This is a genomic window from Clostridium sp. UBA6640, from assembly GCF_002455975.1.
Lineage (GTDB): Bacteria > Bacillota > Clostridia > Clostridiales > Clostridiaceae > Clostridium_J.
Genome location: NZ_DKLM01000118.1, coordinates 27,337 through 50,106, shown reverse-complemented (window position 1 = coordinate 50,106; position 22,770 = coordinate 27,337). Strand labels below are relative to the sequence as shown.

28 protein-coding genes and 1 pseudogene are annotated in these 22,770 nt (G+C 28.4%); 4 read left to right on the top strand and 25 right to left on the bottom strand.

Annotation, left to right across the window (positions count from 1 at the left end):
• Positions 1–220 precede the first annotated feature (220 nt).
• Positions 221–643 (top strand): NUDIX hydrolase, encoded by a 423-nt coding sequence (locus B2W91_RS12990; RefSeq protein ID WP_291581544.1) that lies wholly within the window; start codon positions 221–223, stop codon positions 641–643.
• A 39-nt stretch (positions 644–682) separates the two neighbouring features.
• Here the strand turns inward: B2W91_RS12990 and B2W91_RS12985 are convergent, their stop codons facing one another.
• Positions 683–823: a hypothetical protein gene (locus B2W91_RS12985; protein ID WP_163247953.1), complete on the bottom strand. Its 141-nt coding sequence runs from the start codon at positions 821–823 to the stop codon at positions 683–685.
• Between the two features lie 357 nt (positions 824–1,180).
• On the opposite strand from B2W91_RS12985, the gene B2W91_RS12980 reads away from it, so the two are divergent.
• Both B2W91_RS12980 and B2W91_RS12975 read left to right on the top strand, forming a co-directional pair.
• Positions 1,181–1,369, top strand: coding sequence for a metal-sensing transcriptional repressor (locus B2W91_RS12980; protein WP_349680804.1), 189 nt, complete (start codon positions 1,181–1,183; stop codon positions 1,367–1,369).
• Between the two features lie 14 nt (positions 1,370–1,383).
• Positions 1,384–1,731, top strand: coding sequence for a DUF3147 family protein (locus B2W91_RS12975; protein WP_291581542.1), 348 nt, complete (start codon positions 1,384–1,386; stop codon positions 1,729–1,731).
• A 119-nt stretch (positions 1,732–1,850) separates the two neighbouring features.
• Here the strand turns inward: B2W91_RS12975 and B2W91_RS12970 are convergent, their stop codons facing one another.
• The 6 genes from B2W91_RS12970 to B2W91_RS12945 form a co-directional block, all read right to left on the bottom strand.
• Positions 1,851–2,132 (bottom strand): DUF1599 domain-containing protein, encoded by a 282-nt coding sequence (locus B2W91_RS12970; RefSeq protein WP_349680805.1) that lies wholly within the window; start codon positions 2,130–2,132, stop codon positions 1,851–1,853.
• Positions 2,133–2,483: 351 nt separating this feature from the next.
• Positions 2,484–2,858, bottom strand: a complete 375-nt coding sequence (locus B2W91_RS12965; protein ID WP_291581539.1) for a phage holin family protein — start codon at positions 2,856–2,858, stop codon at positions 2,484–2,486.
• A gap of 1,859 nt (positions 2,859–4,717) precedes the next feature.
• The gene (locus B2W91_RS12960; RefSeq protein ID WP_291581538.1) at positions 4,718–4,858 is read right to left on the bottom strand and encodes a hypothetical protein; all 141 of its coding nucleotides are present in this window, start codon (positions 4,856–4,858) and stop codon (positions 4,718–4,720) included.
• Between the two features lie 53 nt (positions 4,859–4,911).
• Entirely contained in the window at positions 4,912–5,259 is a 348-nt protein-coding gene (locus tag B2W91_RS12955) for a hypothetical protein (protein WP_291581535.1), read from the bottom strand.
• A gap of 665 nt (positions 5,260–5,924) precedes the next feature.
• Entirely contained in the window at positions 5,925–7,097 is a 1,173-nt protein-coding gene (locus B2W91_RS12950) for a murein hydrolase activator EnvC family protein (protein WP_291581534.1), read from the bottom strand.
• An 84-nt stretch (positions 7,098–7,181) separates the two neighbouring features.
• Entirely contained in the window at positions 7,182–8,144 is a 963-nt protein-coding gene (locus B2W91_RS12945; RefSeq protein ID WP_291581533.1) for a DMT family transporter, read from the bottom strand.
• Positions 8,145–8,657: 513 nt separating this feature from the next.
• Between B2W91_RS12945 and B2W91_RS12940 the strand changes: the two genes are divergently transcribed.
• The gene (locus B2W91_RS12940; protein WP_291581532.1) at positions 8,658–9,731 is read left to right on the top strand and encodes a phosphotransferase enzyme family protein; all 1,074 of its coding nucleotides are present in this window, start codon (positions 8,658–8,660) and stop codon (positions 9,729–9,731) included.
• A gap of 494 nt (positions 9,732–10,225) precedes the next feature.
• Here B2W91_RS12940 and B2W91_RS12935 read toward each other — a convergent pair whose 3' ends face one another.
• The 18 genes and pseudogenes from B2W91_RS12935 to B2W91_RS12855 all read right to left on the bottom strand — a co-directional run bounded on the left by B2W91_RS12935 (position 10,226) and on the right by B2W91_RS12855 (position 22,611).
• Positions 10,226–10,699: an SMI1/KNR4 family protein gene (locus tag B2W91_RS12935; protein ID WP_291581531.1), complete on the bottom strand. Its 474-nt coding sequence runs from the start codon at positions 10,697–10,699 to the stop codon at positions 10,226–10,228.
• A gap of 116 nt (positions 10,700–10,815) precedes the next feature.
• Positions 10,816–11,220: a DUF6258 family protein gene (locus B2W91_RS12930; protein WP_291581530.1), complete on the bottom strand. Its 405-nt coding sequence runs from the start codon at positions 11,218–11,220 to the stop codon at positions 10,816–10,818.
• Positions 11,221–11,742: 522 nt separating this feature from the next.
• Positions 11,743–12,102, bottom strand: coding sequence for a hypothetical protein (locus B2W91_RS12925; RefSeq protein WP_291581529.1), 360 nt, complete (start codon positions 12,100–12,102; stop codon positions 11,743–11,745).
• 276 nt (positions 12,103–12,378) lie between these two features.
• Positions 12,379–12,855: an SMI1/KNR4 family protein gene (locus tag B2W91_RS12920; RefSeq protein ID WP_291581528.1), complete on the bottom strand. Its 477-nt coding sequence runs from the start codon at positions 12,853–12,855 to the stop codon at positions 12,379–12,381.
• A 102-nt stretch (positions 12,856–12,957) separates the two neighbouring features.
• Complete coding sequence (locus B2W91_RS12915; RefSeq protein WP_291581527.1) at positions 12,958–13,377, bottom strand: hypothetical protein; 420 nt, start codon at positions 13,375–13,377, stop codon at positions 12,958–12,960.
• A complete protein-coding gene (locus tag B2W91_RS21070) occupies positions 13,368–13,550 on the bottom strand; it encodes a hypothetical protein (RefSeq protein ID WP_414633127.1) in 183 nt (60 codons plus the stop codon). Before B2W91_RS21070 ends, B2W91_RS12915 begins: the two co-directional genes overlap by 10 nt.
• Before the next feature lie 171 nt (positions 13,551–13,721).
• On the bottom strand, positions 13,722–14,042 hold the full coding sequence (locus B2W91_RS12910) for a hypothetical protein (protein ID WP_291581526.1): 321 nt from the start codon (positions 14,040–14,042) through the stop codon (positions 13,722–13,724).
• Positions 14,043–14,096: 54 nt separating this feature from the next.
• On the bottom strand, positions 14,097–14,417 hold the full coding sequence (locus tag B2W91_RS12905) for a hypothetical protein (protein WP_291581524.1): 321 nt from the start codon (positions 14,415–14,417) through the stop codon (positions 14,097–14,099).
• Positions 14,418–14,572: 155 nt separating this feature from the next.
• Positions 14,573–15,250: a DUF1963 domain-containing protein gene (locus tag B2W91_RS12900; protein ID WP_291581523.1), complete on the bottom strand. Its 678-nt coding sequence runs from the start codon at positions 15,248–15,250 to the stop codon at positions 14,573–14,575.
• 13 nt (positions 15,251–15,263) lie between these two features.
• Positions 15,264–15,479, bottom strand: coding sequence for a hypothetical protein (locus B2W91_RS12895; RefSeq protein ID WP_291581521.1), 216 nt, complete (start codon positions 15,477–15,479; stop codon positions 15,264–15,266).
• A 199-nt stretch (positions 15,480–15,678) separates the two neighbouring features.
• Positions 15,679–16,179 carry an SMI1/KNR4 family protein gene (locus B2W91_RS12890; RefSeq protein WP_291581520.1) on the bottom strand — a complete coding sequence of 167 codons (501 nt, stop codon included), beginning with the start codon at positions 16,177–16,179 and terminating at the stop codon, positions 15,679–15,681.
• A gap of 606 nt (positions 16,180–16,785) precedes the next feature.
• Positions 16,786–17,196 carry a DUF6258 family protein gene (locus B2W91_RS12885; RefSeq protein WP_291581518.1) on the bottom strand — a complete coding sequence of 137 codons (411 nt, stop codon included), beginning with the start codon at positions 17,194–17,196 and terminating at the stop codon, positions 16,786–16,788.
• 227 nt (positions 17,197–17,423) lie between these two features.
• Positions 17,424–17,831 carry a hypothetical protein gene (locus tag B2W91_RS12880; protein WP_291581516.1) on the bottom strand — a complete coding sequence of 136 codons (408 nt, stop codon included), beginning with the start codon at positions 17,829–17,831 and terminating at the stop codon, positions 17,424–17,426.
• Positions 17,832–18,531: 700 nt separating this feature from the next.
• Positions 18,532–19,371: a DUF6572 domain-containing protein gene (locus tag B2W91_RS12875; protein WP_291581515.1), complete on the bottom strand. Its 840-nt coding sequence runs from the start codon at positions 19,369–19,371 to the stop codon at positions 18,532–18,534.
• A 547-nt stretch (positions 19,372–19,918) separates the two neighbouring features.
• Positions 19,919–20,464, bottom strand: coding sequence for an imm11 family protein (locus B2W91_RS12870; protein ID WP_291581513.1), 546 nt, complete (start codon positions 20,462–20,464; stop codon positions 19,919–19,921).
• Between the two features lie 440 nt (positions 20,465–20,904).
• Positions 20,905–21,438: a SecY-interacting protein Syd gene (locus B2W91_RS12865; protein WP_291581512.1), complete on the bottom strand. Its 534-nt coding sequence runs from the start codon at positions 21,436–21,438 to the stop codon at positions 20,905–20,907.
• A 24-nt stretch (positions 21,439–21,462) separates the two neighbouring features.
• Positions 21,463–21,771: pseudogene (locus tag B2W91_RS12860) on the bottom strand (hypothetical protein); the annotation flags it as partial.
• Between the two features lie 627 nt (positions 21,772–22,398).
• Complete coding sequence (locus B2W91_RS12855) at positions 22,399–22,611, bottom strand: hypothetical protein (protein ID WP_291581510.1); 213 nt, start codon at positions 22,609–22,611, stop codon at positions 22,399–22,401.
• Positions 22,612–22,770 lie beyond the last annotated feature (159 nt).

Here is a 22,770-nt window from a genome sequence, read left to right as displayed (position 1 = left end):
GAAATTAAAATCATGTATAAATCAAATTCCCATTGAGAAACCCTATATAATCCCCTCCATAAGACATTGCTCTATACTCCACACAATAGGTATAATGAATTCATTGATAATTCTTCCTATATTTTGTATAATTTAGAAAAGAAACTCAGTTATATTATAACGTAATTTATGATATTACATTATAGTATAAACATTTATTAGGGGTTAAAGGTGAGAATTTATGGAGATAGAATTTTATGAAATAGGTAAAATTGACGATGAAGAATTAACATTTGCAGTAATAAGCACTATATATCAAGGAAGATGGGTTTATGTTAGACATAAAGAGAGAAAATCTTGGGAAATTCCAGGAGGTCATAGAGAAATAGGAGAAACTATTGATGATGCCGCTAAACGGGAATTATTTGAAGAAACTGGTGCAAAAGAATTTAATATAAAGCCTGTTTGCGATTATTCAATGAATGATTCCAATGAAAAACTATTTGGGAGGCTATTTTTCTCCGAAGTAAGCGAAATGGGTATTTTACCAAATTCAGAGATTGAGGAGGTAGAACTATTCGATGCACTTCCAAAAAATCTAACATATCCTAATATCCAGCCATATCTATATGAAAAAACATTACCTTTGAAATGTAATAGATAGGCATTTAATATGAAAGTTGGAAATGGATAGAAAAGAGTCTTATTTAGACTCTTTTTTTATGGATCTATATTTTGAATTAGTTCTCTCCTCTGGATTTATATAATCATAATCACCGTTTTCAGTTTTTTTTAATCCTAATGATGCCATTTGCTTTTTAGTAAATTTACGTTTATTAGTCATATATACGCCTCCTTCTATACTGTTAGAATCACCATATAAAAAAAATCTATTCCTATAATTACTTTTAATCAGCTTAGGATAAACTTCCTAAATAAAAAACTTTATATAATTCCTACATAAGTATATTTTAAAATGCCGTAACTAATTTTAATATTTAAAATATAACTATAAATTTTATTTTCTAAAAAACTTACATTTATAATATATCCCTTTGTCTTTTGTTAAATTTGGTGATATAATTTTCACATCCCCCCCATAGGGATATGAAAGGAGAAAATTATATGCATAATCATTCACAACAAAAATGTAATTAACAGATTATCTAGAGCTATAGGTCATTTAGAAGCTGTAAACCGTATGGCTGAAGAAGGTAGAGATTGTAGTGAGCTATTAATTCAAATATCTGCTGTTCGTTCTGCCATAAACAATATTGGAAAGAGAATACTAGAACATCATGTTAATCATTGTGTTATAGAGGCTATAGAAACGAATAATACAAAAGTTCTTAATAATTTTAAAAGTGCCTTAGATAAATTTCTAAAATAAAGGAGATGTAAACTATGCAATTTATGTTAAAAACATTAATATCTTCCCTTCTAATTGCTATTGTATCTACTATTAGTAAGAAGTCTCCTTTTGTCGGAGCTATTATTATATCTTTACCTATAACCTCCATATTGGCTTTAATATGGCTTTACAATGATACTAAAGATATAAATCAAGTAATTTCTTTATCTTCATCTATATGTTTTATGATCTTACCTTCAATATTATTTTTTGTAGCTTTAGCTATTTCGCTTAAGCATGGCTTTAATTTTATTCAATCAATGCTTTTTTCTTCTATTATTATGATTATTTTTTATACTGCCTACTCTTATATTTTAAATAAAATTGGAATTAATTTATAGATTCTTAAAAAAGCATCTAATTAACTAGATGCTTTTTTAAAATCTAATCTTTTTAATAGGTAATATATGTGTAATTTTCATTGCAATTGTTAACTTTCTCTGTCAATGCACCTTCAACTTTATTCTCTATGACTTTTTTCATATTTTAATTCTATTAATGTCATTATAGAATAATTAGCTAAATCCATTAATGTATCTTCTATACTCTCATCAACCTTATTTTCTGTTTTAATTAATGCCTTAAGCCTACTTAATTTATCTTCCAATCTTATTATGGGCATTACCATGCCATATTCTTTAAATCCCTTGCCAAAGCTGTCTCCATAGTCGTGATTTTTTCTTGTGTATAAACTATTTAGTTCTTTACATATTTCCATGTGTTTAGATGACTTATCCATAATTATCTCCCCTTAGCATTTCTATTTAATATATATAGTATTCTACAAATTTTGTTTATTTAATTATTTTAAAATATTAAAACAATAATCTGAAAAAAACTTAAAAATAAGTAAGCCCAAATTCTTCATCACCTGTAAGAAGAACCATAATAGGTGCTATTTAAAAACATTTTTTCCACTCATCATCATAAGAAAGCATCCTAAGCACAAAAAATAAAAAAGAGCTTTTGCAAGCTCTTATGTATTATTTAAAGTAAACTAAATACTTAATATTTCTAGACATCAATCTAATATAAAATTAACTCACTTACTTTAAAATATGTTTCAAATAAAGTATTTTACAAAATAGTTAGATTACATTATCCTTCCAGGTAATAATGCATCTACAATTCCGATAACTACAGCTGCTAATAACGCTCCTATTATAGATACTCTCATATGTGGAACTAAAAATTGTGCTAAGTATATTATTACAGCAGCAATAACAAATCCTTTTAATCCTTTTCCTATAGGAGATGCATCAACTCCCATAAGTGATTCTGCGAAATAATCTAATACAGTTATTACAAGTGCAGCTATCAAAAATGACCATAATCCATGAATAGTAAATCCAGGTGTTAAAAATGATGTTATACCTAAAACAACTGCAACTACTATTAATCTTAATACCCACCCCCAAATACTATTATTATTTGAATCATCTCTTCTATTTTCTTTATCGTGTTCCATTAAAATTCCTCCCTTATAAATTTTTATTGTCATACACATAGTATGCTCATATAATTGAGAAATATAATAAATAATGAAGAATATATATTTATTCCCTATATATTTTTAAAAATATGGGAAATTTAATTTAAATTTCAACCTTTTTTTAGCATTTTATTAATTATAATTAATTCATTAATAAACAGTTATAACTTATATCACATACTTGAATATTTACTTCCTTTAATTTAAAGCATATTTGTGATCATTTTTTCTTCCCTAATAATATTAAAATTCATTCAACATTCAATAACAAACTCTTTCTATTTTAAAGTAAATTTCTCAGCTACATAATCTTAATTTTTTTGCATAATATTATAGATTTTACTCATAATATAATTGTACGATTAAACTCCACATATAAGATGAGCTAAGTAATACATGAATCATATTGCTTGGCTCTTCTTATTTTTAATAATAAAATAGAATAGGTACTAGCTCTATTTATATAGTAATCTCCCCATTTTAAACCTATTCGAAATCTATTAAAAAAATAATTATTATATTATTTTATAATTAGGTTTACATTTCTTAATACGCTTTCGTTTCTTATTGTTGAAAATTAAATCTTATCCTAAGTAAAGCAAAGGAAAATAATAGGGATAATTATTACTCCTTTGTATCCCCTTTATAAAGAGATATAGAAAAATTTTTAGAACAATCAACTCTATTAACCGAAGGAAAAATATCATATAAAAAGAAGTAACATTGCTGCTATAATTAAAAAGACGACCAAAGATAATTTTTCATTTATAAATAAGAAATTAATAAATAATTGAATAGAGACTCAAGCTTTTCTTATAAACAATAAAGAGTTTCTATAAAAAACTACAGAAGACCTTGAAACTATAACTTTAAAAATCCTCTATACTATAGTCTTTCAAATAGAGATGGGATAAATGAGAAGCCCCTTCTTCAGAGTCAATAAATATTTTACAAGTATAACTAATTTTTTATAAACTAAAATGACTACTTTTAAGTAACTTCAGAACTTTATGCAAAAGATAGCGGTGAGCATAGAATAGTTGCTGAAGAACTCTATATTATTTCTAAATAAAATAAGCAAACAGCATTCAACTTACCCCTTTAAAATATATATTTTAAAAAAACTGCAGTACTACTACACTGCAGATCTTTTATGGATTGCTGACATATATATTATGGTACTTTTTATACCTAAAATATAACAGTCCTAATAAAGCTAAAACCTTAAAACTCTCTACTCATAATGCTGACTTGCTAGCAATCAAGGTAGTCACATCTGCTAATTTTTTGTGGGAAACTTACTTGGAGCTTAAATGGTACGTTAACAAAAGATAATAACAGTTCTAAGTAAAAATCTTTAAGTTTAAATATTATTCTGATTATATCAACAAGTGAACGTGAAAACTGTATAGATTAAAGTGCCGTCCCATTAATGGGGCGGCTTTTAAATAACTTTAGGTTAATATTATTATAAATCCTTATTTTTAAATTTTTTTCAATAATCTTTTCTTGCGTTTATATCCTCTTAAAATTTTCCATTTTTAATACCCAATGTTTTAACTTAGATTTTTTATAAAAAAAGAGCCTCCATAAGCTCTTTTAAAATTATTTTTTATACCTTCCTAAAAGCAAAAAATTGCTTTCCTAAATCTCAACTCAAAAATTTTAAACTTTAGTATTATATATCCATCACATCAAAATAAGGCAGCATCTATTATAAATTATAATCACAGATAGTTCTTATTTTCTAATACTTAAAATATTCTTTATTAATATAATATATACCCACAGTTAAATATCCAGTGAAAATTGACTTAATCTAATAAAGTAATTTACTAATCATCAATTCTTTCATATCCACATTCACATATATATTTAATGCTTAAAGTAAAATTGTAATCATCGTTGTCATCTACTTTTACATACTCTCTATTTATCTTCTTACCACACTCAGGGCAAATTAGATGTTCATCCATTTTACAATTCCTCCTTAATTCTAGCTCCTAATATATTTAAAATATGAACTTAATTAGATATCTATTTCTACTGGCTTGTCTTGATAGCATGCAATATTTTGCTTTGGACTTTTTTTAAGTATTCTATCTAAAGTCTTTTGAATTTGATTTATATCCTTATCTTCTATATCTTCCCAAAGTAAATTACTCCACTCTTCATACATATTGTCACATTCCTCATTTTTAATGGCATTTTTCAATATATCTTTTGCGTTAAGAACCGCATAGTGGATCCCTAATGTATAAACATTCATTTCTTTAAATTCATCTATATTTGTAATCAACTCTTCCTTTGTCATTAACTGATATTCATCACCCACTACTAATATTTCATGATCTTTCAAAGTTGATAATTTAACCATTCTTATTCCCTCCTATTTCAGATTATAGATTATAAATTATAAAAAATAATTTATAATCACTTTTTTAAACTTATTTTTTATTATATTTAGTCTCAAATTAAACCTTAATTTCTTCTACTAAATATTCTATAACTCTTTAGCAACATAATTATTAAACAGCTTTTGATATTAAAATCTAAAAATCCTTCTATTCTATAATATAATTATCATATCCAATTTGTTACTTATAATAACAAATTTTTCCCTTTCATCATTTTACGCCATTTAAATGCTTATGTAATTCCTTAAATTAAATTTAATGCTATAAATATAGAATCTAATACAATATTTTTCTTTATCAAATAAGAGTTCATTTTATTATATAGNNTTCTTATTAGCATCTTTTTAAGATTCTACTAAATTTCACAATTAACAATCTTATTAATAACTTTAATTTAATAACCTTTATTAAAATCAATCTTCAATATAAAAATACCGTAAAATTCATCTTGAATAATACGGTATTGGAAATCTATATAACCCAATAATAGTGAAACTCAATATTAACCTTTCCCATTAGTTAATGGTTCCCGATACCAAGCTCTCGACGGACTTTCACCGCTAGTTATTGGTCATGCTGACAACTAATAAAAGGATGCCTATTTTAAATAAGCATCCTTAATTACTTAATATATGTAATACGAAATTGGATTAATCTTTTCACCATTAGAGTTAATTATCTCAAAATGTATATGTGGTCCAGTTGACAATCCTGTTGACCCAACCTTTGCAATTTGTTGTCCTCCACTGATAGTCTGTCCCTGACTAACTAAAAGCTCTGAATTATGAGCATATAAACTGCTGATATCTCCATGATCTATAACTACTACATTCCCATATCCACTCATCCAACCTGAGTAAGCTACAGTTCCACCTTTAAGTGAATACACTCCAGCACCATGTGGTGCCCCTATATCAAGAGCTCCATGAAATTCTTGCTTACCCGTAATAGGATTGACTCTTCCTTCAAATCCCTGAGTTATAGGATATCCATTTCCTCCTGTTATTGAAAAAATACTTCCATTTGATACTTGTCCACCGCTAGGCACATCTCCATCACCTCTAGATGGCCTCCTACTCTGAGCCTCCATACTCCTAATAGCTGTAACTATTTCATCAAACTCATTTTGTTGTTGTGCTAATATGGCTTCTTGCACATCAATATCACTTTCAATTTCAGCTATAAGTATATCTTTCTCTTGCTTATTATCTTTTACAGTACTCATTTTACTATTAGCAGTTTGCATCATACTCTCAAGATTGCTTTTTTCATTCTTAGCTTGAGTAGTAGTGCTTTCCAGCTGTTCTTGCTTTTCCTTAAATTCATCCATAAGCTCTTTATCATATTTAATCAGACTTCTTATAGCTTCTACTCTTCCAATGAAATCATAAACTCCTTCTGAGCCAAATAATATCTCTATGTAACCTTGAGATTGGTTCACATACATAATACGGAGCCTTTCTCCCATTACTTCTTCATTTTTTGCTAAATCAGTCTTTAATTCCTCTGATTTAATCTCTAAATTTTTTATCTTCTCATTTGAATTACCTATTTGAGAATTTATTTCTTCAACTTCACGTTCTAACTCATTGATATTTTTTTCTAATTCATAAATATCATTAAGAACATTTTCCTTATTTTTCTCTAATTTTTTTATCTTATTTTCGCCGTTATTAATTTCTTGTTTAATATCATTAGACTTATTTTTCATATCACTAATATCATTTGCTAGTACACTTCCTGTTACTAGGTTGCTACATAGTATCGCTGCTATTATAATTTTAATTTTATTATTCATAGAAACCCCCTTCAGGATATAATGCTTGTCTACCTGATTTTGATGTCATTTTACCAACCTAAATACTTTTTGTCAACTTTTAATTCAGTTTAACTTTTTTTGTAAAGAATTCAATTTATCAATTTTTTTATCACTTTCTCTGTTAACTAACCATATACCTATACATACACATATTAATGCTATGGCATTTTTTAATTCCCATATATCTTCATGTAAAAATACAGCTGATAATATTGAACCAAATATAGGCGTTAAAAAATTAAAAACAGCTATAGTTCCTACGTTGTTATACTTTAAAAGAGTTGTCCACAATGAAAATGCAACGGAGGAAAGCAGTGCAAGGTATATAAGCAAGCTTGTGGATTTTATAGTAAATCCTGATATAGAGCCATTAAATCCTTGACCTAATCCAATAAGTATAGCTCCTCCTATGAATAGTTGATATCCTGTTACTACTACTGAATCCATAGACTGTGTAAGTTTTTTACCATAGATAGATGATGCAGATAGTATTAATGCTGAAATCAAAATTGCACCTTCACCTTTTATGGTAAAAGAAGAACCCAGTAACTGCGAATCGAAATTAACAATAATTACACCTACAAATCCTATAATACACCCTAAGGTCTTTTTTAAATTCAATTTATCATTTATATATATATAATGAGCTATTATAACGCTAAAAAAAGCTCCTGTTCCACTTAGGATAGACCCTTTTGCACCGCTAATATAAGCTAATCCCAAATAAAAAAATATATATTGTAAGCAAGTTTGTGTAATTCCTAATAATGCTATTTGCCTTAGTTGCCTTTTATTAAACTTTAAAAGTTCTTTTTTGCTTAATAATGCTATAAAAAGTACTATTATACCTGCCAAAAAAAATCTATACCCTGCAAATACTAATTTAGAGGGTATATCTCCTGAAGCAATGTTAAATACTTCATATCCACTTTTTACTGCTGGAAAGGCACTTCCCCATAACATACAGCACATAGTTGCAAATATGTATATTACTTTTTTCTTCATAAAAAATTCTCTAGTATTCATTTGCAAATTAATCTCCTATTATAAAATATTTCATTATTAAATATANNTAAATATATCACTAAATTAACTGTTTATAAATATATTTCACTTATAAGTTCCTTTATCCTAACATACATTTTTTATATTGGGTTTAAAATAAATATAATTTGCTTTTAACTAATATAAAAAAGTCTATGCCCTACCATCTCAATATCTAGGGCTGGTTTATAATTGACACCGTACATGAACACTCTAACTGTTGAAATTTTACTTTTATATAGAATAAATAGTTATAGTTATTCTTGCTCTTATAGTGATATTAAAGTTATTGATATAATAAATATATTACAAAGAGAAATCGCTGGATAAAATTGAGTATATAGCCCAGTAAGTTTATTTACAATTGCTATTTATTATCTTTATTGCATAAAGCATAATATACCTAGTTTTGATTTTTACGAAAGAAAATCCCCTGACAGGGTAGTGAAAATTAATAATAGAGTTTCTAATTACTAAGTAACGAAAGGAGATATTATGACTTATAACGAGGTTGTTAAAATCGGTGATGCATATTTACTTCCAATAATATCAGAGTTATACGAGTTGGAAGGCTATGAAATCAGGCCAATTAAGGCACATTACAGAGGACGGAATGTCGTTTATAACTGTGATAAAGATGGTGCTGACGCTAAAATACTTAGAATCGCCTTCCTAAGTGACAGGCGCCAGGAAGATTTGCTTGGGGAAGTTGAATATATTAGGTATTTATTCGACCATGGCGGCAATGTCTCGGATGTAGTCAATTCCCGGAATGGGAAGCTGCTAGAAGAGATAACTCATAATAATCACACCTTTTCTGTCTGCCTATTTGAAAAGGCCAGTGGAAAAATGTTTGTGGAAAATAATTATCGGTACCGTGAAGGAGCTCCAATCACTGAATATTATTATAATTGCGGTAAGGTCTTGGGGAAACTCCACCAATTGTCAAAAGAATATACCCCTGTCCATCGTCGGTATAGTTTTTTTAATAAATATAATGCCGAATATATCGATGAACTGATACCTGACTCGTTATCTCTGCTTAAGGAGAAGCTGGTTCAACTCCTTAAAACTTTAGAAGAATTGGACAATAACCGTGAGTCTTTGGGTATGGTCCATTTTGATTACGACGATGGGAATTATTCGATAGATTTTGATACTGGACAAATAACCGTATATGATTTCGATAATTCTTGTTACTGTTGGTATATGTTTGACCTAGCAACTCTCTGGACGAACGGAGTAGGCTGGATACAATTTGAACAAGATGCCGATAAAAGGAAAAAGTTCATGGATGATTATTTTGAAACAGCCCTTGCGGGATACAAATCCGAGACTAGAATCGAAAATTCAATGTTAGATAAATTGCCCTTGTTTATCCAAATAAACCTCATGGAAAATATTGTAGATGTATTCGAGGTAATGCGAAACAACGGCGATGAACCGAAGTGTGATGAGGATCTGTCGTATTGTATAAAATGTATAGAAGACGACATCCCATATATGGGATTTTTCCATGAAATTTATTCCTGTGAAAAACCCTTTGAGTATGGGAAGCGAAATATTTAGTCTTTTTATTGTAGACTTCGTAAGAGGATTTTATAGATAGGAAACCTTAATGAGAATAATGTGGAAAATATATTGAAGCTTACACCTATTCAGGATTGCAGCCTGGATACTTATTTATGAGAAAACACTGGGGAAAATTTAATTATTTGACATATTATCTTTGCTCTTTTCAATTTCTTTGTCTTAGAAAAAGAGCTAATGTTTCTTATTTAAAACATTAGCTCTTATCATAATTATTATATATTTCTGATTATAATTTCTCTTTAGTCCGTCCAGCCCTTATTTTTAGTATATATCCAATTATTTTTTTGATTATATATTTATAATTGAATTTGGATTAATTCATACTTTTATTTTTATGGATTCAATTAGCTTTTTTTTATATTACTACTTTATTAATATTATATATTCAGCACCTATATATTTTTTAGTGAGCATCTAATTATAATTTCATAAATATTTTAAAAGCTAAATTTAATATATTTTTAGTCAAATTATTCTCTCAGCATTTTCAGAAACTCACCAAAATTTTCTGCTACTTTAATTGTAACAGGTTTTAAATCATCCGATTCCTCATGAAACCATACTAAAATAGAAGGGTTCTTATTATCTCTCAAATCTAAGCATACAAAGTCACCTGCAAACAATGCTGCAAAAGGAATGATATTTGCTCCGACTAAATTTTCGTCATCAGTTAATCTTGTATCTATTTGAGATAACACAACTTCTAAATCATACCACCCAAATGTTTCGTCTGATTTAGGCGATTCTAATAAGCATAGAAAACGTTCAATTAAATACTCTCTACCTCCATAATTAAAAATATTTGTTTGAGGTATAGCACCATTGTTCATCTTCAAAAACTCTTTATATTCTTTAGGAAGTTCTACTCTACAATACTCTTCAAATGAGCTTATAACATCATCATCTGGTAATGGTAAAATAATACTATTTTCTTTTACTTTCATAATTCCTAATCCTCCTACCTTCACTATAATTAAATAACAAGGATAATGATAGAACATATGGCTTTAATATTAAAGTTTTATAAATGACTCTTATTTCTTTATACTAAGCACATAACCTAGTCACGTATTTCTTTATTGGGTTGCTTAGGATCTTCTAAATATATTCCACCTGCCACTAATCTTAGTTTCGCTTCTGTATAATTATTATTTTTATCATATGAACCAATATAAAATATCACTTCTGAAGCATTATCATTTATTATATTTACTTCATAATCACATATTTCATCATTCGGAATTACTCCTTGAGGTGATATTTCTAAACTTTCAACATCAGTAAATACTATAAAACCATCTTCGATATTTTCGTCATTATAATAATTCCAAAATCCATCTTCACTTCTTATTCTCGAAATTACATTAACTTGCAATTTCAACTTAGAATTAACCGAGTCAACAATTATACTTTTTAACCATCTATCTCCTAAATATATAGTATTAATAAATTCTTTTATTTTCATAATTTATTCCTCCTTATTTTAAGCNNTTATTTTATAATCATGCTTTCACCATTGCCTAGTTTTAATTTATGTTTCTCCATTTGGCTAGCTACTTCTTCTGGTATAGCCCATTGTATCTGGACTTTATCTAATCCTGCCTGCTTAAAAGCATCCAATCATCTATAGTCTAACGTCCATATTTTCTCCGAATCATCTTTCCACACCTTAATGTTTGGTAAATCACTTATTCTTAATATTCTATCCTTAAAATTTATTATTTTATAAATCTTATCATACTTAATTATTTTTTGATTTTTGAATTTTTTACTGATTAATTTTACTTTTATCAACTTCTTTGCATAAAGAAGAACCAATCTTTCTTGTTAGAAACATTGGCTCTATTATTAATAGTAATATATATTTATATTAAATGATTATTAGGATAAATAGTAAAGATTTTAGAAATTATTTTATATCATGTTAATTTTAATAAGATAGTTTAATATTTTTTATTTTGTAGTTATATTATTTTTTGCAGCAAAACTATATTTCTTCGTACCTCTCATTACTAAATCTTTCAATCCAGCCATCTTCAGTATATAATTCACCATCTAATCCATCACTTATTTCCTTAATATTATTTTCTTCAACTAGTACTTTTATATCATCATTTTGTTCTATCATTACAAGTAAATTGTGTAAGCTTAAATCTGTGATTTTAAATATCAACCATTTTATAACACTCAGCTGCTCTTCATTAAACATTGATATTTTCTCCTTTACTTGTTGTGCTGTAAGTCCTTTCATGTTGCCATCAAGCATCCTGTCTAAACTAGATATAGTTTCATCTCTAACTTCTCTCATTAGCCTCTCACCAAAATACTCTAAAATATTTTTGCTCATTTTCATCTCTCCTTAATACTTATTTAGAATACCAAGATATCCTTGTTGGTTTACTTACCCCTTGGTCTTTTAAATCTTTAATTGAATCACCTATTAATTTATTTATTGAGCTTTCAATTAGCTCCACCAGTCTTTAATGCTTCTTTTGCTATCCTCGTATGCTCTTCAAGTGTATTAGGTCTTCTACTCTCATAAAGCTCTTTAAACGACTATCTTTGCTAATTACTTTTATGTAGTTAGAATTTATATTTATTTGAGGCCAATCTTAACTTTTTATTATTGTGATAACATATTAAAAAATTGATTAACATTATCAGCTACTTCTTCTGTTACAGGCTCAAAATCATCTGATTCTTCATGGTTCCATACTACAACACATGGATTAATATTTTTTCTGTAATCCAAGCATATAAAATCTCCTGCAAATAGAGTTGCTATTGGAATAACATTCATACCTATTAAATCCTCATCATCAATTAATCTACAATCTAATTGTGTTAACACTGACGTCAAATCATACCATCCATATATTTCGTTTTCCTTCGGTTTATCTAGGAGACATAAAAATCTTTCTATTACGTATTCTCTCCCGTTACTATTTAAAATATTGGTTATAGGCTTACCCCCATTAAATTTTTTTAAAAACTCCTTATATTCAATGGGTAATTCTATTCTATACGTTTTTTCAAACCATTCAATTCTTTCATTACTTGGCTTTGGTAATATTATGCTAGTTTCATCAATCTTCATCATTATCAACTCCCACCTTTTCCTATATGATGATCAGTTTCCTAAGCTCTTGCCACATGAATCCTTATTCTAATAAATAAAGTATTTATTAAAAATACTTTATTTCTAAATTCTTTTAGTTTTGACATTTATCCCTTTACTATTAAGGAAAAGTTCCAATCTTATCATCTCTATTCTTGTCCCTGTTAATACGATTCCTGGAACTGCTTTTAACATATTATTAGCTTCAGCTAAACTAATTCTAAGAACTCCTCTTATTAATTTAATTGCTTCTATTTTACTATCTTCATAAACATATAATCCCCATCTACCATCTGCCTTTAATATTATTTCACGTATATTATCATCTGGGATTCCTTTACCATCTAATTCAATTCGATTATCACAATATGGACATTTGTAAGCTCCCCACCAAGATAGCTGAAAATTTTCTAAAATACTCTGACCAATGACCATATCCACTTGATTATTACATTTGCTACATTTTACTTGTATACATGATTTATTGACTATTATTAATCCCATCCTCTCATCCTATGATATCTTTTAGCTACTCCATAAAACTTTTCATTAAGAATATATGTATTAGGCGAATGATGATAGCTCAGTATGCCTCTTTCCCACCAACGATGATAAAGTTCTTCGTATGTAATTGTATTTCTCAATTCTGCTCTAGATGAAAATGATTTCTCCCCTATTTGATTGCCATCTCTAAATTGCGCAACTCCTGTTTCTGAAAAAGGATTATATTTAGTTTATGCCTAAAATTAATATTGGGAAAATCTTCTTTACTACTTATTTAAACATCATACTCTTCAACTGTTTAATATTTTGCAGTGAATTCTTCTAGGTAAAAGATAATACTTTTATTATTGAACTATATCTTTTGCAACATCTTCTGGCTTTTCCCAATACTTTAACTTTTCCATTGCTCTTTCTAAATCATCCATATCATCATCTCCCAATGTATTATCAAATTTTTCTGATAGTATCCCCCTAATTCTTGCTAGCCTATGGGTTACTTTCCATTCATCTATAAACCTAGTAGTTTCTTTTTCATATTCTCTTGTATCTTTATCTATGTAATACGAACCCATATCATGTAAAGATATTAAAATTACATCAATTTCTTTTAATATTTCTATAGCTTCATCCCCGGATATCACTATTTTTTCATTTTCTTTAATCATAGCTTTATTTTCTCCTTTTAAATAATGGATTTATTAATTCTTCAATTCCACCTTTTATTGCCAACTCTTCAGTTCAATATCTAGGATTCTTTGCCCATTCAAGCGTTGAATTAGGAGCATCAGCCTCAACACAACCTCTTCTTTTTCCTTTTTTATTTGATACTTTGTTTCAGCTTCAATCTGACTTAATGGTTTTTTATTTACTGGTTCCACATAAACTCTATTGTTATCTCTAGCAATAATTTTTCCATCCTGCTCTATTCCATTTATTCCTTTACGATTTGTATAATTACGTACTCTAGCAGTTTCTTCTGTAACTTGTCTCCCCCATTCAATAGCATCTCCCTTCTTATGTCCAAATAATTGTAAGTTCACGCTATTTTTTAGAATAGATGAGCTAGTTGCTAGGCTTTTTAAAAAATTAAATCATTTAAACATACAATCCCTCATTTTTGTATTGATTTACACTATAATTATTTAATCAACTATTAAAGCATCAGTGCAATTCACAAACTCTAGTCAATTACATTTTACATGTCTTGTATTAATAGCTTTCCATTTTTCAAATCATCCGAAATAAATGCAAAAACAGTAGGTGCTGACCCTAGGTTAAGATAAAATGGAAGAAAATTAGAATTCAATTGCATTAATAACTTCCATTGACCATCTTCTGGCCATTCATCTCCTTGGAAAAAGCATGGTACTCCTCCAATTTTATTCCCTTCAATTGAACTACAATATGCATTTTTTTCATCTTCTGAAAGTTTTCTAAATCTGTTATAGTCTATAAACTCAGGGTATTCTGAATAGTTAAATTTTGCATATCCTTCATAAGCAAATCCAGAAGAATCAAAAAGTGTTGGTCCTTTTTCAAGTTTTTTTGTCTCTAAAAATATTTGTCCTCCTGGTTGTATAATTACTGCATTTTCACCTTCATCAGGATATATTATGTCTGGGTCAAAAAAGTCATCTTCTGGATTTTCTGCATGTGTTACAAAAATGTAAGCCATTTTATCTTCAGTATTTCCAAATATTTTTTTGTCTAATGCAATTTGCGCAACAAACATCATAGGCCGATTGTCCCAACCACTACTTATAGGCCATTGAGGCTCAGTTAACCAAACTGGCTGTCCTCCAAATTTTGTTACACATTCTTTTATTTCATCACTAACTCTAATAAATTCTCCAATTTCCATCTTGGGTATCATATACTTCACCTCTTTATTTCAATTCTATTGCCCAATGTATGTTAGTAACATCATTTCTCATATCTAGAATATCTCTTGCAATCCTATTTGCTTGACCACTAACTTGATTTGTTAATTCATTAAAATAAGTTACCTCATTACTTTTTACTTTGTAAACATATTTAAGGCCTTCATCATTGTCACCTAGGCCCTTAAGCATATTTCCTAAGTCGTCTACCTTAAGTGCCAAGTCCAGCTTCAGTTGACCCCTTGAGGCAGAGTCTGTCTTATTGTATTTTACTACTACAAGCTAGTATTTCCAATGCTTCTCACATAAAATAGTAGAAACTAGCTTACTTTATTTTTCAGCTAGCTCCTTTGACTTAATCACACTGCGTTATTAATATTATGCAATGATAGCTTATTTAATTTTGCAGCAACTTTTTTTATTATTCTTCATTAACATCATCATAAGCATCCCCTATTGATATGAAATCATCTCTCAACCAATACCATCGCTTTCCCCTATTTAATACTAAATTCTCAAGTAGTTCAGTAAATGTTTTAGCTATAATAGGACATTCTCCAATTACCCCATGTCTATCCCAGTAGCTATCATAACATCTACCTAATCTCTCTTTAGATAAATCAATAGTTAAATAATCTTCATTTCCATCATTTACAATAATATACCATTCTGATGTAATATCTTCTTCGCACAACTCACCTACTATAATAGGATTAGCAAGTTCAAATTTACTCGGTTCAACAATATTAGCAACATAGCTTTCTGAAGCAAATAGGCTTATTCCTCCACAATTCTCATAAAACTCAATTACATCTTGTGGTAATTTATACTCATTATTTTCTAATTTAGGTAATCCAACTGGTGGATACACTTTACAATCTGGTATATGTTTGCTTTCTTCTATTAATTCCTTAATATTCACTAAAATGCCTCCTCAATTAATCTAATCCATAAATATATTTATTGAATTCTCTTCGAAAAGTTTTATCACCATATTTTATAATGATTTATGTTTCCACTGGCTAACTCTTGTCCATCTTTATCTGCTTCTAATATAACATCCTCTTCCTCACATAGGTAGTTTGTTATATTAGGCATCTGAAAGAAAATAATAAGCCAAAGATATTAGTCTATTTTATACTTTTAACATGATAGAAAATAATCTTGCATTATGCAGACATTTATTTTACAAAGTTATTACATAAATATACGTGGAGCTCACGTGATATTATGAATAAAAATGCCCTACAGGGTAGACTTTTTTATTTATCTACTCTATAAGGTATATTTTTAAATTCATGAAATGCTATATAGATTTTAAGTTAAAGTTAAATTTTAATTTGTAAAATCATTTAGATTGTCATCAATACTCATTATAATTAATGAGCAAAGTAATTTTTATATTTAAAATATATAATAAAATTTTAAACACTAATTTAAAAATTTCTATTGATTCATCTTACTTAATCCTACATATAAATTAATTCTATAACTTAAACCCTAAAGTTACCCTTATATTGATATTAAATTAATTACATATTTTAATCTCTGGATTTAGTGGATCTTCTAAATAAACACCTTTAGCTTTTAGTTTAAGTTTTACTTCTTGGCATTCTCCATATTTATTATACGAACCCATGTACAACTCTATTTCATATTGACTTTCATCTTCAAACATCTTTCTTATTTTCCAATCATATAATTCATCATTAGGAATAATTCCTTGTGGATTAAAACTAAATGTCTCTACATCAGTAAAAACTATTAATCCATCTTTAATATTTTCATCATTATAAAAATTCCACATACCATCATCACTTCGTATTCGTGATATTAAATTAATCTGTATCTTTATTTCTTTTCGTTGAGAATCTATAATAATTGATTTCACAAATCTATCTCCTACATAAATTGTCTCTAAAAATTTTTCCAAATTCATAACTAACTACCTCTTATTCTATTTCTTTGTTTGCCAATGTGCATCAGCACTACTATAAGGAGCTATATTTCCATTTATATTAATTGATTGACCAGTGTCATTTCTACTAGACCCAGTTGGTAAATGAAATCATTCATGATTATTACCTAGAGTGATTGCATGCCCGTTTGGATATGTTGTTTATGTATCTAATCCTCTGTATCTCCAAATTTATTTAACTAATAATATTATTTTGCCAGCTCACCCTTTAAAGGTTTTAAGTCATTGTATGGCACTCTGCCTTCCATATATTCATTTGCAAGCGCATTTACCCAATCGTCATTATAATCTATAATTAAGGCTTCAGCTATAAGCCCAAAATCATCTGATATATAGCTTGCTAACTCTGAAGATTGCGAGGCTTTATACGCCACTTTATATGATATCTCGCGAATAAATTCAACTATTTTTTTAACTTCTGGGGTGTCCAGTTTTTCATTTTTTCTTATTAAATTATAGTTTCTCATCCACTCGCTATCAAATATATCTTTATCTCTACTATCTAATATAAAATCTACATCATCAATAGTAAAAGTATTTTCTGAAAGTAATGCTCCTGTTAATAATAAATCTTTTAACTTTTCTAATTTATTCATTGTAAATTCTCCTTTATTAAAATTATTAGTTTCTCATTTAAGGTTTTTTCCATAGCCCATTTTCACGAAGCCAGTTCTATATAAGATTAACTGGTTCATGTAGTGTTACATCTTCACCTAATATATGTACATTATTAGTTTAATTCCTTATGTCCCCCTCCCCCACGTTCCGACTTTCTAATCCCAAGCTCCTCTATCCAAATATATTTATATGTTTGATTTTTTTAGTTCTTTTTATTTTTTAATGTTTTCCTATATTTTTCTACTAAATATATTATATTCTCAATTCCATTAACTTTTAAGTGAAATTATTAAGCCTAGGATTTTCTTCATTAATTACATGTACTGGTTTATCTTCTGAGATTTTTTCACATCTTCAATATCTTCTATTAAAAGAAAATATCGACACTATTGAAGTATCGATATTTCAATTAAAGCTATATTTTCTTTTAATTTAGATCAAAAGGTGACTAAGGTGGTAGAGCTTTTAAAAGTATTTTTTAATCTCTTCAAGTTAAAATGTCTTTTTAAAATTACCTGTAACTATTTCCCTTTGCTCTCTACTCACTACTTTATTACACTTATGAAGTGAGTATTCTAGTATCTAATTCTTGAGAAAACAAGCCAACAAGCAGAAGCTCTTATTTGTCATTTTTTCTCAATATTTTTTGTCTAGTATCCCTATTGTTTTTCGGCCAGTTTACTCCCACATGATACCAATTTCTTCAAAAGAAACTCTACTTTCTTCTAATCCATCTATATCATTAGTTCCTATTTGTTGAATGTCATCTTTACTTAATATAATATCTTCCGCTTTTTGATTAATTTTTCGTGTGAAAATTGTTTTTAGTAGCTCACATTGCTGCGAAGACATATCGTAATATTCCGCCCATGATTCTACTGATCTATCAAAATACATCAATTGTCTTTCTAATAAAAATACACCATTCTGATACATATCTTCAGCAGAATCTATTGTAAAAAGATTTTCTCCTGCTCCCCAAAATGCAGTAGTAATAATTGGTATCCTCTTTCCATTTACATCTTCTAATAAATATTGCAATGCCTCACTCTCAGCAATATTTACTATTTCTTTTTGCGCACCTATAAAATATTCCTTAGCTTGCTTAGCATTATTTATTACCTTAATTCTATCACTATTATCATTACGAAATGCACCTACACAGTATTCTGAATTAAAGGTTATAGTTCCTCTTGCACCTTCACTATCTTGAATATTGTAATTTATTCCATCCCATGAATGTTCATTTGATACCTCTGGATAATGTGCTACCATAATTGCATGAGCTATTGATGCTAATATACATCCTTGCCATAACTTCTCTCTTTTCCAACTTATTTCATTAATCTTATTAGGCATAACATTCTCACCTCTATTTACTTCACTTGTCTCTATTTTCTTTTCTTGATAAAACTGGGCATTGCTCCAATCTAAATGATCAAAAATTCCTAGAATTACATTACCATTCTCTTTATCTATGCCTATAGCATCAACTTTATCTTTATCAATTATTGACATTATTTCACCTTTATTTATTTCTTATTATTTTAATCTTTGTTGATGGTATTTATATTCCCTCTATAAATAGCGGCTTACCTTTACCAACAACAATTACTCTATCTGTCAACGTACTATCTTTTAATTTTTAGTTAATGGTGCTATTGATGATGCTTTTACTTTTTATCGCAATTTGTCAACAGCATTATAAGCATTTTCTTGCATTTTTTCTAATGCCCCTGTCTGAAATTCTCTTTCATTAACTTTATTCTGTTTTAATATGTAGCTTTAATTACCCTCTCAATGTCAACTTTATTAATCTTATCCAAAACTTTCTCCTTAAGTATTTCATTAGAATCATCTATATTCTTAATAGACTCATTATGAAAAATAATGGACCAACCTACTTGAATTTCATCTTTTTGCTACACTATTACAATTATACAGTGATTTCTTAAACATTTTAACTTTTTAAATCAATGAATTCTATGTTCTTTATATTATATTAAGCTATGTAGTCAGATGAATTATAGTTTTGCAACTAGTTTATAAACACTCGGTTCTAAATCTAGGGTTCAATTCTGAATTCTACCCCCTTAATCTTTTCTTTCTCAAAAATTTCTTTCAATTCTTGTGAAACAAGCACATGTGGTACATAGTCTGCATTTCGTGCAATACTATGATTAATTAAGTCGTCTTCTTTGTAGACTATCTTTCTAAATTTAAAAATTGCATTAGAATTTTTCATTGTAACAAAGACAGACTTTGATTTATCTAGTATTTCAATCGGATTCAAAATGTTTAATAAGTAATATCCATTAACTTTATTTTTTCCTACAAATATATTTGCCTCAAAAACTTGATAATCACATTTACATAAGTTCTCTATAATATTTAATACTCGTCTTGATACAATTAATAGCGAACCACTGTTAGGTAGAACATCAGAAAGAAATTTTTCTTCACAATCAAATACAACATTCGGACATACTGTAGTATTTTCATCTAATATTTTTCCTTCCAAAAACTCGAACCTATCTGTACCTGTATTTTTTAAAGCTATTCCAATTCTTTTATTAGGCCACTCATCCGGTATACTCCAAATCCATATCATCTATCCATCTCTCCTATTTATCTGTAATATTTATATGTTTTTATTTTCAATTCTTTTTATTTTTAAGTTCAATTTATTTATCAAACGATATATTATATTTTCATAATTCCATTAACTTTTAAGCGAAAATATTGAACCTAGGATTTCCTAACTTATCAGGTTGCACATCTCTTATCTCCTTGTCTTACTGAGTCCTAAAGGTACTAGTGTTGATTATCTAATAACTCCTCTATTAGATGTTATTTACTAAAAAAATAATGACCTAGTCTACTTAATTCCAGCTGATTCATTTCCTCTTTTCACTGCATTATTACAATTATGCATAGAGTTTTTTAACTTAGTCCTTTATAAGACATTCATTTTTACTAATTATTTTACCTATAAACATAATTTTGTAGCGAACTTAGACCATATTATTCACTAAGTTCCTGAATATATCCCTATCCTTTTAACTTAATATCAGATATAAGCTGTTCAATGCTATCTGATATTGCCTCATATCTCCCAGTCTCAAAGTCTTCTAGTTTTACAATACCAGTATTGTTATCAATAACTACTAAGAAACTATTTTTACCTTCTACTCCTAGGGGTACATTATCTAACTCTCCTTCATGAACCTCTTTATAACTCATTAATTGTGTGGCAAAATTATTTAATTCAATTCCTGGTAACACCGGCTCAAGTATTATATTATATGATTTATAAAAACCTGCTAATTCCGCAAACCAATAAGAATTAAAATAATCTTTTATAGACTTATGCAAAGTAACTCCTAATACTTGTTCTATATCTCTAAAATCATGAATAACTTCTTTTCCAACAGGCTTCCAACATATATATTCGTCTTGGTCAACTTCACCTTCATATATAATTGATATAACTGCATCATTCCATGGCACTTTAGGATATGAATTATTAAATCCTTGCCATGCTTCCATAAGTTGGTCAAAATATTTTTTCATCTCTTCTTTCACGATATTCACCCCATCCCAATATTATCATTTGTCAAGGAATTTTTGAAGCATTTCTGCATATGGACTATCGTTACCCCCTATTCCTAGATTCTTTTCTTCATTGTGAGCTCCACCAAATCTTGGGCAAATAGGTTGCAGTATTCCAACTGCTTGTCCTCCTCCAATATGATGATGAAGCAATTGAGTTCCTTGGAGCCCTTGCACATCATATTGTCCAAAATAATTTCTAAAAATAGCATCTTTAATTGGAGTTCCTAGTATTGGATGTTTACCTTCAATGATACTTCTATTTAATGAAATAAATGCATCAGGATGTCGTTCTAACATCTCATTCCAATAATAATTACAACTGCAGGTTGACTCCCTTTTGAAAAAGACTCAAATTTTTAAGTGTCAGGCTTATACAATCCCCAGCACTATACCTTAAACTCTTATCTGATTTTATAATTCCTTGATTTTCCGTATGTATTTTATAGATGATCTTGATTTTTCTTTAGGTCCTTCTGTTCACTATTCTACTGTAGTTCTTTTCTAGTCCCATGTCTGTTATTTATATGTTTTATCTTTTCAATTCTTTTTATTTTTGAGTGTCATTACTTGACCTATATATATTTTATATATTGTGAATTTCATTACTTTTAAGTGGAATTATTAATCCCAGGTTTTCCTCTACTTTTAGCTTACAGTGTCTTTTCTAGTTTTGTTTTACTTATACCTAAAGATATTGAGTTGATTAATTAAGATTTTATTAATTAACTCTTTTTACTTCAATTGAGTGTAAAAAATAATGAGCCAATTTATTTCAACTGACTCATCGCCCCATTTAAATGCATTATTTAGATTATGCAGTTTATTTTTTTTATAATCTTTATCTAAAATATATTACTTTAGCAATTTATTCAAGTTATGTAGTAAGTACATTATTAATTATGCTGTTAGTTTCAATCCATCCCTATCAATCTATAACCTTTCTACATCTGTAAGTTCTGACCATAACGCCTCTCGCCCTAAAGCATTCATTACAATTTCAGAGTCATCACAATTATCTTCTGTTATATCTGTATCTTTCCACACAGTATCACACTCATCACAAATGTACAATATCACACCTGTTCCTTTTATAGTTGCCTTATTTATTATTCCTTGACCATCACAAAACGGACAATATATCATATTCTTCTCCTCCTTTATTATTTGACTGGAAATCCTGTTACTACCTCAGATGTTCTATTCTTAACTACAATTCTAATTGATGTTTCTCCATCCGTACCGACTACTCTTCCCATTAGAATGTCAAAAGCTTGATTTCCATTCTTCTGTAATATTAGTGTT

Coding starts and splice junctions, on each gene's coding strand:
- B2W91_RS12925 (WP_291581529.1), bottom strand. CDS start 12,102: ATGAGCAAAAATATTTTAGAGTATTTTGGTGAGAGGCTAATGAGAGAA.
- B2W91_RS12960 (WP_291581538.1), bottom strand. CDS start 4,858: ATGGATGAACATCTAATTTGCCCTGAGTGTGGTAAGAAGATAAATAGA.
- B2W91_RS12880 (WP_291581516.1), bottom strand. CDS start 17,831: ATGAATAAATTAGAAAAGTTAAAAGATTTATTATTAACAGGAGCATTA.
- B2W91_RS12980 (WP_349680804.1), top strand. CDS start 1,181: ATGGCTGAAGAAGGTAGAGATTGTAGTGAGCTATTAATTCAAATATCT.
- B2W91_RS12975 (WP_291581542.1), top strand. CDS start 1,384: ATGCAATTTATGTTAAAAACATTAATATCTTCCCTTCTAATTGCTATT.
- B2W91_RS12885 (WP_291581518.1), bottom strand. CDS start 17,196: ATGAATTTGGAAAAATTTTTAGAGACAATTTATGTAGGAGATAGATTT.
- B2W91_RS12915 (WP_291581527.1), bottom strand. CDS start 13,377: ATGGGATTAATAATAGTCAATAAATCATGTATACAAGTAAAATGTAGC.
- B2W91_RS12920 (WP_291581528.1), bottom strand. CDS start 12,855: ATGATGAAGATTGATGAAACTAGCATAATATTACCAAAGCCAAGTAAT.
- B2W91_RS12855 (WP_291581510.1), bottom strand. CDS start 22,611: ATGATATATTGTCCGTTTTGTGATGGTCAAGGAATAATAAATAAGGCA.
- B2W91_RS12950 (WP_291581534.1), bottom strand. CDS start 7,097: ATGAATAATAAAATTAAAATTATAATAGCAGCGATACTATGTAGCAAC.
- B2W91_RS12935 (WP_291581531.1), bottom strand. CDS start 10,699: ATGAAAGTAAAAGAAAATAGTATTATTTTACCATTACCAGATGATGAT.
- B2W91_RS12875 (WP_291581515.1), bottom strand. CDS start 19,371: ATGTCAATAATTGATAAAGATAAAGTTGATGCTATAGGCATAGATAAA.
- B2W91_RS12965 (WP_291581539.1), bottom strand. CDS start 2,858: ATGGAACACGATAAAGAAAATAGAAGAGATGATTCAAATAATAATAGT.
- B2W91_RS12940 (WP_291581532.1), top strand. CDS start 8,658: ATGACTTATAACGAGGTTGTTAAAATCGGTGATGCATATTTACTTCCA.
- B2W91_RS12955 (WP_291581535.1), bottom strand. CDS start 5,259: ATGGTTAAATTATCAACTTTGAAAGATCATGAAATATTAGTAGTGGGT.
- B2W91_RS12930 (WP_291581530.1), bottom strand. CDS start 11,220: ATGAAAATAAAAGAATTTATTAATACTATATATTTAGGAGATAGATGG.
- B2W91_RS12870 (WP_291581513.1), bottom strand. CDS start 20,464: ATGATATGGATTTGGAGTATACCGGATGAGTGGCCTAATAAAAGAATT.
- B2W91_RS12900 (WP_291581523.1), bottom strand. CDS start 15,250: ATGATACCCAAGATGGAAATTGGAGAATTTATTAGAGTTAGTGATGAA.
- B2W91_RS12990 (WP_291581544.1), top strand. CDS start 221: ATGGAGATAGAATTTTATGAAATAGGTAAAATTGACGATGAAGAATTA.
- B2W91_RS12910 (WP_291581526.1), bottom strand. CDS start 14,042: ATGATTAAAGAAAATGAAAAAATAGTGATATCCGGGGATGAAGCTATA.
- B2W91_RS12985 (WP_163247953.1), bottom strand. CDS start 823: ATGACTAATAAACGTAAATTTACTAAAAAGCAAATGGCATCATTAGGA.
- B2W91_RS12945 (WP_291581533.1), bottom strand. CDS start 8,144: ATGAATACTAGAGAATTTTTTATGAAGAAAAAAGTAATATACATATTT.